Below are 14,735 nucleotides of genomic sequence, written 5' to 3'. Positions count from 1 at the left end.
GTCGTGAACGTGCATCAGACATATCAATCGTTGGAACGGGAGCTGTCTAATGAGGATCCGTGGCGGCTCGACGATAATCCGTTCGAACGTGAGCGTCACACCCAATTGCTGCGGCTGTCGCTGTCGAACAGCGCCGTCTCAAATGGCCTCGAAATCGGGTGCGCGGCCGGTGCGTTTACAGAGAAGCTTGCTCCTCACTGCAAACGGCTCACGGTCATCGATGTTATGCCGCGAGCGATCGGTCGAGCGGTCCAGCGGACCAAGAGGTGGTCGCATATCAGCTGGGCGGCGACTGACATTCTGCAGTTCTCGGCCGCAGAGCGGTTCGATCTGATCGTGGTCGCCGAAGTTCTCTATTATCTCGAAGACATGACACAAATGCGTACTGCAGTCGACAACATGGTCAAGATGCTTGCTCCGGGTGGGCATCTAGTCTTCGGATCTGCACGTGATGCGACCTGCAAGCGGTGGGGGCATGTCGCTGGCGCCGAGACGGTCATCACGATTTTGACTGAAGCGCTCATTGAGGACGAACGCGTGCAGTGCCAGGGGCAGTCGGCTGACGAAGACTGCCTTTTGGTCCGCTTTCGGAATCCGGAGCCATCTTCGATCCCACCCAACGGCCGAGGCTGAGAGGAGCCACTATGCGTATCTGCGGTATCAAGTTGACGCATGACGGGGCCGTCGCTCTGATTGAGGACGGGCGAGTGGTGTTCTGCGTCGAGCAGGAGAAGCTGAACAATAATCCTCGTTATCAAACCATCGACAACCTGGATTCCGTTGTTAGCGCCCTGGCGGAGCACGGGCTTGATCCGAGCGATGTCGATCAGTTCGTCATTGATGGCTGGGATGGAGAGTTCGAATCCCAGTTTGAAGTCCTTAGTGGGACGACGACCGTCAAGCTCAAGGGCGCACCGTATATCGAACGCCAAGGCGATAGCCCCCTCGCGTCCCGCGATCGCATCGGCCTTATGCTTGATGGGAAACTATATCCCTATCAAAGTTATCCGCATGTCACCGGGCACGTAGCATCCGCATACTGCACCAGCTCGTTTGCCAAATCCGCACAATCTGCTTTCTGCTTGGTGTGGGACGGCTGCATGTTTCCGCGCCTCTACTATGTCGAGCCGCACGGGATTCGGTTCATCGAGTGCCTGTTTCCGATGATAGGCCACGCCTATGCGACGGCAGGACATCACTTTGGACCTTACAGGCGGGCAGACCGGACCAGCTGGGATCTCGGCATAGCCGGCAAGCTGATGGCCTATATCGCTCTCGGAGCTCCCGACGAGGAGATTATTAAGGCGTTTCAGGAGCTTTATCAGGCGCACTTTGCCACGGATGCTGAGGGAGCTTGTCATAAGCTTGCACAGATCAACAGCTCACTATCACCACTTGAAGCCCTGCACGGCTTCTTCGATGCGTGCGCACTGCGATTGAAGGCCACGCAAGCCGAAGACATCCTTGCGTCATTTCACGTCTTTCTAGAGCGCCTGCTGGTTCGCACAATTGCTGATGTTGTGCAGCGACATTCGGATCTTGCGGGGGTGCGTAACCTCTGCATAGCCGGCGGCTGTGGCCTGAATATCAAGTGGAATAGTGCATTTCGTGCGACCGGCCTGTTCGACGACGTGTGGGTGCCGCCCTTTCCGAACGACAGCGGCTCAGCGATCGGTGCTGCTTGCTGTGCACTGGCGGCACAGCAAGGCTTTAGAGCTCTGGAATGGACGGTCTACAGTGGACCGGCCGTTCGTCCCAGCGAAGTCCCGCCCGGATGGGACGGCGCGCCCTGCACTATGGACGAACTTGCAGGAATCCTCGCGAGTGACAAGCCCGTGATCTTCCTTGCCGGGCGTGCGGAGCTCGGACCACGTGCGTTGGGTGGCAGAAGCATTCTCGCGGCTGCGAGCTGGGAGGGAATGAAAGACCATCTCAACGACGTCAAGCTTCGTGAGCATTTCAGGCCGGTAGCGCCGATATGCCTGGAGGATCGTGCGGCGGAGATTTTTAGCCCCGGAATAGCCGATCCGTACATGCTGTTCGATCACCAGACGCGACCGGAATGGCGGGACAAAATTCCCGCCGTCGTGCATCTCGATGGATCTGCTCGGCTACAGACGGTTTCCAGAACATCTCAGCATAAAGTGGTCGAGCTTCTCATCGCGTACGAGAAGCTCACAGCCATTCCGCTGCTTTGCAACACCAGCGCCAATCTGCATGGACGCGGCTTTTTCCCGGATGCTGCCGCCGCGTGCCAGTGGGGACGCGTCGATCACGTGTGGTGTGACGGCCTGCTTTGGACGAAAAAGCCCGCGACCAAGGACGCGGTGCGAACAACGTCCGTTGCGATCGCGTAAGCAAATGTCAAGCCCGGCAATCGACCTTTTCGAGGTGAGTAAGTCCTACAAGGACCGGACGGTCGTGGACGCTCTTTCGTTTACGGTCTCGCCAGGAGAGTGCTTCGGTCTGCTGGGACCAAACGGCGCGGGTAAAAGCACGCTTGCGCGTTTGATCCTCGGTGTTGCATCGCCCGACGCAGGTAAGATCTACGTGCTTGGCGAGCCGGTGCCGGCACGTGCGCCGTTGGCGCGTCGGGGCATCGGGGTTGTCCCACAGTTCGATAACCTCGATCTTCAGCTCACCGTGCGCGAAAACTTGCTCGTATTCGGTCGCTACTTCGGCATGAGCGCGACCGAGGTCAAAGCGGTGACGCCGTCACTGCTCGAATTCGCTCGCTTGGAGAACAAGGCGGACGCGCGCGTCGCCGAACTGTCCGGCGGCATGAAGCGGCGACTGACGCTGGCACGCGCCCTCATTAACGACCCGCAGGTATTGGTACTTGACGAGCCGACGACTGGCCTCGATCCGCACGGCCGTCATCTCATCTGGGAACGCTTGCGCTGGCTATTAGCGCGCGGCAAAACGATTCTTCTCACCACCCATTTCATGGAAGAGGCGGAGCGATTGTGCGACCGCCTGTGCGTGCTTGAGCACGGCCGCAAGATCGCCGAAGGGCAGCCTCATGCTCTGATCGAGCAACAGATCGGGTGTCAGGTGATCGAGATTTACGGTGGTGACCCGCATGAGTTGCTGCCGCTGGTCAGAACCCAAGTGCAGCACGCTGAGGTGAGCGGGGAGACGCTGTTTTGCTATGTCAAGGATCCCGAGCAGGTGCGTCGCCGACTTGGCAACCGTCCGGATCTCCGCCTTCTGCAGCGTCCTCCAAATCTGGAGGATGTCTTCTTACGGCTAACCGGGCGAGAGATGAAGGACTGAACGATGTGGCAACGTTTTGCGTCCGCGCTGCCTGCCAATCCATGGAATTGGATCGCGGTATGGCGCCGCAACTTTCTGGTCTGGCGGAAAGTCGCTCTGGCGTCGATTCTTGGGAATCTGGCCGAGCCGATGAGCTCTCTGTTCGGTCTTGGTTTTGGCCTCGGAATGATCGTAGGTGGCGTTGAGGGGACTTCATACATTGCGTTTCTGGCGGCTGGTATGGTCGCCACAAGCGCAATGGTCTCCTCAACCTTTGAAACCATCTATGGGGCTTACGCTCGCATGCAGACAGGTTGCACGTGGGAGGCGGTGCTCTGTACGCCTCTTACGCTCGGCGACATTGTTCTAGGTGAAGTGGCATGGGCAGCGAGCAAGGCCTTGCTCGCCGGGACGGCGATCACGATTGTTGCCGTCGCGCTGGGGTATGCAGAGTGGTCGTCCATTCCCTATGCGTTACCAGCCATCGCCCTCACTGGCGTTGCTTTCGCGAGCCTCGCAATGGTCGTTTCAGCTCTTGCACCGAGCCACGACTATTTCATCTTCTACCAATCACTTATCCTCACGCCCATGATGTATTTGAGCGGGGCGATCTTCCCAATCAGCCAGCTGCCTGGTTCATTTCAACGCATCGCGGCCTTGTTGCCCCTGACACATTCGGTCGATCTCATTCGTCCAGCAATGCTCGGTCGGCCGGTCGACAGCGTCGGTTTGCATGTGGGCGCACTTTGCATCTACGCAGCCATTCCCTTCATCGTCTCAGCTGCGCTGCTTCGGCAACGCCTGATGCGGTGAGAGGAACAAGACCTAAAGCGAAGCGTCGCGCGTGCGAGATCAGACACGGGACGTAACGAACTTTCGGTTCGCGGCCGACGCTTATACGAGCCTCGTTTCGTTGGCGATGCCTGCGGCCCCGCGGCGACGTGCAGCCTACTCGCCAAGCACGCGATATGAAATAGGCCAACAGGCCTCTCAAAATGAACGGAGAACAAGATGCTGTGTCTAGGATTGAGTGGCGGGCTTGACAGGGTCTATGAAAACCCGCTGCAACTACCGAACACGTTTCTGCACGACGGCGCCGCGGTGCTCGTCAAGGACGGTCGCGTGATCGCCGCCGTTGAAGAGGAGCGCCTCAACCGCATCAAACATTCGAACAAGCTCCCGAGCAGTGCGATTGAATACTGTCTAGCAGCCGCGGGTGTGGAGCTTCGCGACGTCGATCGGATTGCGTTCTACGCGACTGAAGCCTACTGCAATTCGATGCTCGAACGGTTGTTCATCTCACAACCTGAGATCTCAATTCCGCTGGATGCGAATCTCCTGTTGCGGCACCTTCTCGCGGCAGAGTTCGGTACCCAAGTTGACCCTTCGCGGGTGTCATTCGTAGGCCATCATCAGGCCCATGCCGTAAGCGCTTTGGCAATGTCCGGTTTTGAAGAAAGCCTGGTTCTCGCGATCGACGGCTGTGGCGACTTCCTCTCGGGTCTGTTGGCGGTGGGGTCGGGCACCGAAATGACCGAGCTCATGACGTTTCCAGAGACCAACTCTCTCGGACTGTTCTATCTGGAAACGATCCGATACCTCGGCTACGGCCTGTTCGACGAATATAAGGTCATGGGATTGGCTCCTTATGGAGATCCCGCTCGCTATCGCGAGCTTTTCTCCCGATTTTATGAGCTCTCCCCCAACGGTGCCTACCGCGTTCACCTCGACCGTATCGGCCCGGCATTGCTGCGCAATATCGAGGTCCGGCGAAAGGGAATGCCGTTCACGCAACAACACCGAGATGTGAGCGCTTCATTGCAGGAGACGCTGGAGCGGATCGTCTTTCACATTCTTCGGCATTATCGTGAGCAGACCGGAATGAAACGGTTGTGCCTGGCTGGCGGGGTGGCCCACAACTGCACGCTAAACGGAAAACTGCTGTACTCAGGCCTGTTCGAAGAGATTTTTGTGCAGCCGGCCTCGCATGATGCCGGATGCGCATTGGGTGCGGCGCTGATGGTGTCGAACGAGGCCGGGCAGGCTCCGCCCCGCGAACGACTACAGGCGGTTTATTGGGGGCCCGATGTCGGCAGCGACGACAGCATTGAACAGGAACTGAAGGGATGGGCCGGACACCTCGAGATTGAACGGACCGCTGACGTCGCAGCCAGAGCAGCCGAGTGGATCGCTGATGGCGCTGTGATCGGGTGGGTACAGGGCCGGTCCGAGTTCGGCCCTCGTGCGCTCGGCAACCGCAGCATTCTTGCGGACCCGAGGCCCGCGGCAAACAAGGACCGGATCAATGCGATGGTCAAGAAGCGCGAGAGTTATCGACCGTTTGCGCCATCGGTTCTCGAGGAGGATGCGGGCGCGTTCTTTGAGTTGCCGGATGGTCGCGCAGAATATCCCTTCATGAATTTCGTCGTTCGCGTGCGCGAATCCATGCGTGCGTTGCTGGGCGCGATCACGCATATCGATGGTACGGCTCGGCTGCAAACGGTGTCCCGCACGAGCAATGCCGCCTATTGGGAACTTATCAATGCGTTCAAAGCTCGAACGGGCGTACCGATTCTGCTTAATACGTCGTTCAACAACAATGCCGAACCGATCGTAGATTCCGTTGCCGATGCGATTACGGCGTTTTTGTCGACCGAGCTGGATGGCCTTGTGGTCGGGTCATTCCTCATCAAAAAGCGGGCAACAACGTTCGAAAATTGGACCGCACTCGCTGTATCACTGCCGCCCCATGTATCTCTTTACCGGGTTCGCGCTCATGCGGGCCGAGACCGCCAGGAGACAATCTGCGAGATCCGCATGGGTCACTCCAGCCATGACAGCGTACGCGTCTCGCATGACCTGTTCGACATGCTGATGCAAATCGAGAAGGAAGCTGTTCTGGCCGATCTTCTCGCCAGGGTCACCTCTGACAGGACCAGGCGCGAAGCTCTCCTGAACGAACTGCGCGGGCTGTGGGATCAGCGTCGTATTCGGCTGCATCCGTCACAGACTGGGCCGTCGTAAAAGGTGCGTAATGTGACACCTCTAGCATGACCTGCCAATCGCAGTGCCGTGCAGGATGAGTTTGCGGGTTGGGTGACTTGCGTCCAGGTGACCAGCGCCCGGCGTAGATCGGCATCGCGGATGAGTTGGTGCGCCACACTCGCGCAACGAAAAGGGTTTGATAACGTGACGAAGGAACGCTTTGTTGTTTCTCGGAGGCGCACCGGCTTTGGTGATTGCCTCTGGTCGTTGGCATCAGCCTGGTCGTACGCGCAGCGGACCGGGCGAACGCTCGTTATTGACTGGCGCGGTTCCTGTTATGTCGACCAACCGTTCAGCAATGCCTTTCCGGTGTTCTTCGAGCCGGTTGAGGAGATCGCTGGCGTGCCGGTGATTTGCGATGACAGGCTCAACCAGCTCTCGTTTCCCGGCCCGTTCTTCCCGCCGTGGTGGAATAGGCCATCGATCGACTGTATCAATCGTCCGGACGAGCAGATCTTCCGAGAACGTGACGAACTGACTGAGCTGTTCCAAGCAGGAGACGATAACGAGGCCAACACCATTGTCTGTGACGCTTGCCTGATGTGGCGTTGTGGTGAGGAAGCCGAACGACTGATCTTCCGAAACATCAAACTCAGGTCTGAGATTCGAGCGCGGATCGAGGACTTGTATGAGCAACACTTTAGCGGCCATAGTATCATCGGCGTTCATGTTCGGCACGGCAATGGCGAAGATATCATGGGGCATGCTCCGTACTGGGCCGATTCGGAGCTCGCTCTTCGTCAGGTCTGCATGGCAATCCGTAAAGCCATGGCTTTGCCATATCCAAAGCCTGTTAAGATCTTCCTGTGCACGGATAGCGCACAGGTGCTCGATCACATATCGGGTCTGTTTCCCGATATCTTCGCCGTACCAAAACGGTTCCAGGCCGATCTGGCAGGGCCGTTGCATAGTGCGGAAATGGGAATTGAAGGTGGAGCTTCCGCGCTCATCGACATGTATCTTCTTGCGCGATGCGCCACCGTGATCCGCTTTCCCCCCACCAGCGCCTTTACGCGCTATGCCCGTCTGCTCGTGCCACGCATTATTGAATTCGATCTGAGCAATCCCGAGCAGTTGACCCTGGTCGATAATCCATACGAGCATTTCGCGGCTTCATGAGGTGCCGCGAATCTGAACCTGAGCAATCGTCGCCTAGATCGTCGGCCTGATACTGCTGGCTTCCACAGCATCGGGTTTCGCAACGTCCGCAGCTGAGGGCTGACCGACGCACTGCCGGGATGCAGTGGTACAGCGAATGCCCGGCGAAGCGTAGGCCAATGCCGGCGAGCTCGGCGGCCTTGTCCCGGGATACGTCGGACCGCGACGTGTAAGTCGACTGGCCGGAGAAAAGGTTAGGGTCCCGGCATCGCCGGGCCGAAACCGCCATCGGTGGCCACGCGGTGAAGAGCACGGTAATGGTGGCCCGGGCAGCCGAGGAATCTGACGTAGCAGACGGTCACGTCAGAATGTCCCAGCAGCAAGGACGCGCGTCAGGTAGACGTATCGCCGTTTCTGCGTTAATCCCTTCGCGGTCAGCTCGTCTTCTGGACGACGGCCTTGTTCATGCGCTGGTTGCGAAATACTTTCGACCGCAGCTGATCAACGGCACGAGCCCCAGCCCATCGATGTCGAACCAGAGCCGCATCTGCGGCGGCGCGTCCAACCGAGGAAATTGAACGAACTGGCCATCGATCCTGATCTCCGCACAAGGCAGCTAAACTATCTCCGCCAATTCGAATGAGCCACAGACCACCCCTGGAGTGCGACCCAGTCAACGCGCCCGGGGGCTTGACGCGGCGTTGCTGTTGTCGAAAAGCAAACAGGCCAGATGTTCAGAACCTGCCATTTGTCGCAAAAGTGCGCCCCTTATGCCCTGCGTCGCTTTGGCCCGGATCCTGCACCAGGTGCACAGCCGATGGGAGCGGAAGGGAGCCGCGTGTGAATCTAGATCTACCAGATGACAAAGCGGTCGTACCTCAATCGTCGGAAACGGACCCTAGCGGTCCAATTCACGCCGATCGAGCGGGCCGTCCGCTGCGTGAGCGAAAGACGCTGGTATTGACCGGGGCATCGCGCGGTATCGGTCGCGCCACCGGAAAATTGTTTTCGAAAGCCGGTTGGCGCATCATTTCTTGCGCGCGCCAACCATTGGACGCGGCGCGTCGCCCATCAGGCTCAGAGGGCGACAGCTATATCGAAGTCGACCTGGGCGATCATCGGATGCTGCCGCGCGTGATTGCCGAGATCAAGGAGCGCCTTGCTGGCGCACCGTTGCACGGACTGGTAAACAATGCCGGCAACTCACCAAAAGCGGCAAACGGTACCAGGCTGACATCGCTGGCGACCTCAGTCGACACCTGGATGAGCGTGTTCCACCTCAATCTGGTGGCACCGATCCTACTCGCTCAAGGCCTGTTCGACGAATTGAAAAGGGCGTCAGGCTCGATCGTCAACGTGACGTCGATCGCCGGCTCGCGGGTGCATCCATTTGCTGGCTCGGCATATGCGACTTCGAAAGCTGCGCTCGCTTGTCTCACGCGCGAAATGGCCCACGATTACGCCGCGCATGGCATTCGCGTCAATGCGATCGCGCCCGGCGAAATCAAGACGGACATTTTGTCGCCTGACACGGAAGCGCATCTTGTGCCAAAGATCCCACTCCGCCGAGTGGGTACACCCGAAGAGGTAGCCAAGGTCATTTTCTTCCTATGTTCAGATGCGGCAAGTTATGTCACCGGCGCCGAAGTGCCGATCAATGGCGGGCAACACTTATAATTCAATCAGCCCCTAAAGAGCCCCGGCTGTTCTGAGCGTCATCGATGGAAGTCATGTTGGCCGGGGTGAATCCGCGCAGCGAGTTGGAAAACAAAGCGGCAAAGCGAGTTACTCTAAGTGCTGCCGACGTGCCATGAAGAGGGGTAATCTCTCGTCCCGCCCTGAGAACTGGATGTCAGATCGGGCATGCAACACGAATCCAACGAGTCCGATGGGGAGGATCGAGAAAGGAACGGAGAAGTCGTCATGCTAGACAGCATTTCCCTGCGCGAAAACCCAAACTCAACCTCCGACGCGGACGCTTCCGCTTGTATTGTGCGGTCCCAAGAGAAATCGCTAAGCACGATTTTTCAAATAGCGCACACGCTCACTGGCCTATGTCGGCTCGAGGCTAAGCTGACGAGCGTCATCGAGCGCCTGGGATCGCTCGTGCAGATGCGGCGCGGCATCGTATGTCTGTTCGAGCATGACGGCGGGCCGGAGATCATCGTAGAGGACGGCAGGAGCGAAGACCGCGACGCGCGCTGCCGGGTGCGCTTGCCGCAAGGAGCAATCGATCAAATCGTCGCGTCGGGGCAGCCGCTCATCGTGGAGAATCTAGCGCTGCATTCGGCCTTCAGTTCTTCGGAGGTCGATATGCTAAATGCCGGCGGTCATACGCGTGTTGCGTTCATCGGCGTTCCCATAGACGTTGACGGCAAAGTTGTGGGTACGCTGAGCATTGACCGCATCGCGGACAATGGGACGCGTGCGCAGCTCGAGGACGACCTCCGCCTTCTGACGATGGTCGCCAGCCTGCTAGGCCAGACGACGAAACTGCATTGCTCGTTTGTGCGCGATCGCGGGCGCCTTATGGACGAGGAGTTCCGGCTGCAGAAGCAACTCTCCGAGCTCAAGCCTCATGGGCGGGACCGTAAGAAGGTCCAAGTCGAGGGAATGATCGGCGACAGCCCGGCGCTGCGCGCGCTACTTGACAAGATCGAGGTGATCTCAAAATCAAATAGCACGGTTTTGTTGCGTGGCGAATCGGGTACCGGCAAAGAGTTGGTCGCGAAGGCTATTCACGAGCGTTCAGCGCGCGCCAAACGCCCCTTTATCAAGCTGAATTGCGCAGCCCTCACCGAGACCGTGCTGGAATCCGAATTGTTCGGACACGAGAAGGGGGCGTTTACGGGCGCATTCAACGCGCGCAAGGGGCGCTTCGAGGTCGCCGACAAGGGAACACTGTTTCTGGATGAGATTGGAGAGATCTCGGGCTCGTTCCAGGCGAAGCTTCTGCGCGTGCTTCAGGAGCAGGAATTCGAGCGGGTGGGCGGCAATCAGACGATCAAAGTCGACGTCCGCGTGATTGCGGCCACGAACAAAAATCTTGAAGAGGCGGTGGCAAGGAAGGAGTTCCGTGCCGATCTCTATTACCGCATCAGCGTTGTTCCTCTGCTATTGCCGCCGCTGCGGGAAAGACGCACTGATATTCCGCTTCTCGCCGCTCGTTTTTTGAAGAACTTTAACAATGAGAACGGCCGCACTCTGGTATTCGATTCAAGTGCGATTGAGGTCCTCATGAATTGCGGATTTCCCGGCAATGTCCGTGAGCTCGAAAACTGCGTGCAGCGGACCGCGACGCTAGCGCGAGGATCGTCGATCGTAAGAGATGACTTTGCGTGCTGCCACGGGCAATGCCTGTCGGCTTTGCTATGGAAGTGTGGACCGGCGGAAATGGCCCGACAGCCGAGCCCGACAATCTCACTGCCCGCGAGGCTGAGCACGCCGCCAACACAAGCCGTCACACCCGTTCAGCCGGTGAGCAGCGAGCTGACACCGCTGGGGCCACCCGGGCGCCCCGTGGTGGGTGCCGCGAAAGTCACCGATCGCGAGCGCGTCATCGCAGCCATGGAAAGATCCGGGTGGGTACAGGCGAAGGCGGCGCGCCTGCTGGGACTGACCCCGCGCCAGATTGGCTACGCCTTGCGAAGACACGGCATCGAGATCAAACGCTTCTGAGCCAAGCGTCGAGCTCGCTCCTCTCTCTCTCTCGCGCTCGGCCGACTGGCATAGGAGAGCGTGGAAAAGAGGCGCTCGCCAGCTCGGATGCATGACGGGGATGCTAGCGTTGTGCCTTGGGTTGGGATTTACTCGCCGGCGACGCGTAGGGCGTCTCCGCTTCGGCCAGTCTTGTCATCGTCTGTTTGCAACGTACGCGACCTGAAAATGGCTTTGGCGTCGAAGCGGCGCGTGATCGCTGCGGCTCCGTTGCCGCCCCTGACTCCGATCAGCTTGAGATCACGCCGGTGCGTAAACCATCGCAGTTGCGACAACCGGCTCGTCGTCAGCCTGCATTCATTCCTCGTTGGCGAAATGCCTTGGATGGTATGACATTTGCTGCGTCGGGAGTCGGCTCGGCATCTTAGGAGAAGTACATGCACAGCATCGTCTGCATCAAACAAGTCCCCGACTCCGCGCAAATCCGCGTGCACCCTGTTACGAACACGATCATGCGCCAGGGCGTGCCGACAATCATCAACCCCTATGATCTCTTCGCATTGGAAGCTGCGCTCGAGCTAAGAGATCAATTCGGCGGCGAAGTCACCGTCCTGACAATGGGACCGCCGTCGGCCGAAGAATCTCTCCGAAAGGCACTGACATTTGGTGCCGATCGCGCTGTCCTGCTCACCGACCGTAGCTTCGCGGGCTCGGATACGCTGGCGACGAGTTACGCGTTGGCGAGCGCGATTCGCAACATCGGCAAGGAATATGGCCCACCGGACGTCATATTCACCGGCAAGCAGACGATCGACGGCGATACGGCGCAGGTGGGACCTGGCATTGCAAGGCGGCTCGGGGTCCAGCAGCTCACTTATGTTTCCACGATCAAAGCGTTGGACCTCAAGCTACGGACCATCGAGGCCGAACGGCGCTGCGAAGGGGGCGTCCAGGTGTTGGGTTCCAAGCTGCCGTGTCTCGTCAGCATGTTAGAGGCAACAAATCAAATTCGCCGCGGCGCAATGATAGATGCGTTGCGTGCCGCCCGCACCACAATCGTAAAATGGAGCGCCCAAAGTGCTGGCGTGGATGACATGGCCAATTGCGGTCTGAGGGGATCGCCGACCGTGGTCAAGCGTGTGTTCGCGCCCTCCGCGCGAGCGGAGAAGGCGACGTGGGTGGAGGCGGCCGAGCAGCCGGCCCAAGCATTGATCGACGCTATGTTCAAGCGCAACCCTATGCTCGAAACGGAGCTCGCACAGCTCGCCTCATCTGCGCAAGCTCGCGGTGCGTGAAGTCACGGCTGATCGAGCGCAGCGAGCAACAGCCTGGGTCTGGTTACGCATTGGCCCATCGCTCGTTGTACAGGCACGACCAAACTTCTCGACCACTCCCCGCCAGATGCGACAAGAAGGTGAGCCTTCAACCTGCGTACCCGAGCGCCGAGAGGTCGGTATCGGACCAGGATACAAGACGGCCCGCTACGGTAACGTTTGTCGCTACCTGCGAGACGACCAGTCCGCTGGGGAATTCACGCAGCCCGAGGATGTGCGCCTTCGAGTTTTGTGGCGGCCGCACAGAATATCAGAGCGTGGAGCTCGCGCGAGGGATCCCAGTCCTCGCGCGAAATCCGCCGTGTTTCACGCAACTGCAAGTGCGGGCAGCGCACCGTCCGACCACCGGACGGAATCGAGGTTGGCTGATAAGCTAAGCCTTTCCCGGTCAACATCACCGCCAGCTCGTCCCTATACTGCCCCAGATCACATAGGAAGAACCGTGATCGGCAGAACGGCCGCGCAGCATCGTGAAAATCACCGCAGGGATAGTCGCGCACCAACTTCAGTTCAGCCTTCGGCCCCCAACGTCCCGCGGGCGCGCGTGCTAACGCGTGGTAAATTGCGCGCTTACCGCCAAGTTAGGCCGCTCGGGTCGCAACGGCTTTCGCAACTCTCTTGGTGTTTCCTGGATAAATCGTGAGCGCGGCGATAATGCCGAGCAAAGCCGCAAACATCAACCAGAAACCGGGCGACGCCTTGTCATCTGTCCGGTCGATCAGCCAAGTCGATGCAAGCGGCGTAAAGGTGCCAAACAGAGCCGCGGCGAGTGCGAACGCCAAAGAAAAGCAAGTTGTGCGAATGTGCTTCGGCACGATTTCGACCAGAGCGCCCAACATGGCGCCGCTATAGGTGCCAAAGTAAAACGAGAACATCATCTCCACGATCAGCATCTTGCCAAAGCTTGGGTCCGTTACAAGCCAAGACAACGCTGGATATGCAGTCACCAAGGCTAGGCCGGCAATGGTCAGCAGGACCGGTTTCCGGCCGATTCTGTCGGAAATCGCGCCGCCAATTGGGTTCCACATGAAGTTCGTCACCGCGACCAAAAGCGTCACCAAGAGCGTGTTCTGCGTGGACAACTGCAATACGTGCCTGCCGAACGTAGGCGTGTACACCGTCACGAAATAGAATGTCGTGGTCGTCAGCATCGCGATCATCATGCCGAGAATGACGATGCGCCAGTTCGCAAGTGTGGAGGCAAAGACCTCGCGGGCCGTTGGGTGGTTCTTCATGACCAGAAACTCCGGAGTTTCCTCCAGCGTCCGGCGCAGGAAGAAGATAAGCGGTACGATCAAGCAGCCAAGGAAGAACGGGATCCGCCAGCCCCAAGCGGCAACCATTTCGGCCGGAAGTGCTTCGCTCAAAAAATATCCTATAAGAGCCGCGACAAAGATCGCAACCTGCTGGCTCGAGGACTGGAAAGATGTGTAAAAGCCGCGGTTGCCCGGAGTGGCAATCTCGGAGAGGTAAACGGAAACACCACCAACCTCAACGCCGGCAGAAAAGCCCTGCAACAACCGTCCGAACAGCACGATCGCAGGTGCGGCAATGCCGATCGTCGCGTAGCCCGGACAAAAGGCGATGATGATGGTGCCAATGGCCATGATCGAAAGCGTGATGATCAGGCCTTGCCGACGGCCAATCTGGTCAATATAGGCTCCAAGCACGATCGCACCAACAGGTCGCATCAAGGCACCCAGCCAGAACACACCGAAGGTGTTAAGCAGTGAAGCGGTTTCGCTTCCTGATGGAAAGAACGCGTTTCCGATCGCACTGGCGTAGAACCCGAACAAGAAGAAATCGAACTGCTCGAGGAAGTTGCCGCTCGTGGCACGTAAGATGGCGCCAATGCGCGATTTGGCATTTGAGGCGTGCGCAATGGGCGCTGGTGACATGGCGAGTTTCCTCTCGATTTTGAAATGGCCGCTTCCGGAGAAAATCTCACCGCAGCCGCGTGCAGTTTCATGGCCGCGAATCGGCCATCAGGGCACTATCGACCAAGCCGTAAGCGCCTGACGTTTCCGGCATATTTTCGGCAATTGCCGCAACCCTCACAATTTTCGCTCGTCATTCCGCTCGTGCAGCAGGAGTGGCTCTCAAGCTACTGAACCCTGGGGCAATTCTCGGCGCCAAGGTTGGCGACAAGGCTGTTGTCTGTGGGGTGGCCGAAGTTCTCATCAAGCGTACCGATATGCAGTGAAAGGGGAAGGACGAGATCGGTGGCATACGAGCCGCAGCGAGGAGCTCCGTGAGATGTCGTGCTAGAACAGCTCGCGAGCCTGCGATTGGGGCCGAACCGCGCTATTATCTGACCCGATCTCCAGCGATGTCGATATGCTCAAA

At 58.6% G+C, this 14,735-nt stretch carries 10 protein-coding genes; 9 read left to right on the top strand and 1 reads right to left on the bottom strand.

Annotated elements, in window-relative coordinates; translation table 11 throughout:
• The first annotated feature begins 3 nt into the window (after positions 1-3).
• From nodS to FXB41_RS17655, 9 genes are all read left to right on the top strand, one after another.
• Positions 4-633, top strand: coding sequence for a nodulation methyltransferase NodS (gene nodS / locus FXB41_RS17695; RefSeq protein ID WP_219682640.1), 630 nt, complete (start codon positions 4-6; stop codon positions 631-633).
• Between the two features lie 11 nt (positions 634-644).
• Entirely contained in the window at positions 645-2,357 is a 1,713-nt protein-coding gene (nodU, locus tag FXB41_RS17690) for a nodulation protein NodU (protein ID WP_219682639.1), read from the top strand.
• A 4-nt stretch (positions 2,358-2,361) separates the two neighbouring features.
• Positions 2,362-3,276: a nodulation factor ABC transporter ATP-binding protein NodI gene (nodI, locus tag FXB41_RS17685; RefSeq protein ID WP_219682638.1), complete on the top strand. Its 915-nt coding sequence runs from the start codon at positions 2,362-2,364 to the stop codon at positions 3,274-3,276.
• Positions 3,277-3,279: 3 nt separating this feature from the next.
• A complete protein-coding gene (locus FXB41_RS17680) occupies positions 3,280-4,068 on the top strand; it encodes a nodulation factor ABC transporter permease subunit NodJ (protein ID WP_085359115.1) in 789 nt (262 codons plus the stop codon).
• Positions 4,069-4,266: 198 nt separating this feature from the next.
• On the top strand, positions 4,267-6,279 hold the full coding sequence (locus tag FXB41_RS17675) for a carbamoyltransferase family protein (RefSeq protein WP_219682637.1): 2,013 nt from the start codon (positions 4,267-4,269) through the stop codon (positions 6,277-6,279).
• 120 nt (positions 6,280-6,399) lie between these two features.
• Positions 6,400-7,419, top strand: coding sequence for a nodulation protein NodZ (locus FXB41_RS17670; protein ID WP_219682636.1), 1,020 nt, complete (start codon positions 6,400-6,402; stop codon positions 7,417-7,419).
• Between the two features lie 819 nt (positions 7,420-8,238).
• Positions 8,239-9,075 (top strand): SDR family NAD(P)-dependent oxidoreductase, encoded by an 837-nt coding sequence (locus tag FXB41_RS17665; RefSeq protein WP_219682635.1) that lies wholly within the window; start codon positions 8,239-8,241, stop codon positions 9,073-9,075.
• A gap of 246 nt (positions 9,076-9,321) precedes the next feature.
• Entirely contained in the window at positions 9,322-11,076 is a 1,755-nt protein-coding gene (gene nifA, locus FXB41_RS17660; protein WP_219682634.1) for a nif-specific transcriptional activator NifA, read from the top strand.
• Positions 11,077-11,492: 416 nt separating this feature from the next.
• Positions 11,493-12,350, top strand: a complete 858-nt coding sequence (locus tag FXB41_RS17655; protein ID WP_007605808.1) for an electron transfer flavoprotein subunit beta/FixA family protein — start codon at positions 11,493-11,495, stop codon at positions 12,348-12,350.
• A gap of 620 nt (positions 12,351-12,970) precedes the next feature.
• Here the strand turns inward: FXB41_RS17655 and FXB41_RS17650 are convergent.
• Complete coding sequence (locus FXB41_RS17650; RefSeq protein WP_085348758.1) at positions 12,971-14,287, bottom strand: MFS transporter; 1,317 nt, start codon at positions 14,285-14,287, stop codon at positions 12,971-12,973.
• Between the last annotated feature and the right edge of the window lie 448 nt (positions 14,288-14,735).

Origin of the sequence: Bradyrhizobium canariense (assembly GCF_019402665.1) — a bacterium.
GTDB classification, from domain to species: Bacteria; Pseudomonadota; Alphaproteobacteria; order Rhizobiales; family Xanthobacteraceae; genus Bradyrhizobium; species Bradyrhizobium canariense.
This window is presented reverse-complemented; position numbering and strand designations above follow the sequence as displayed.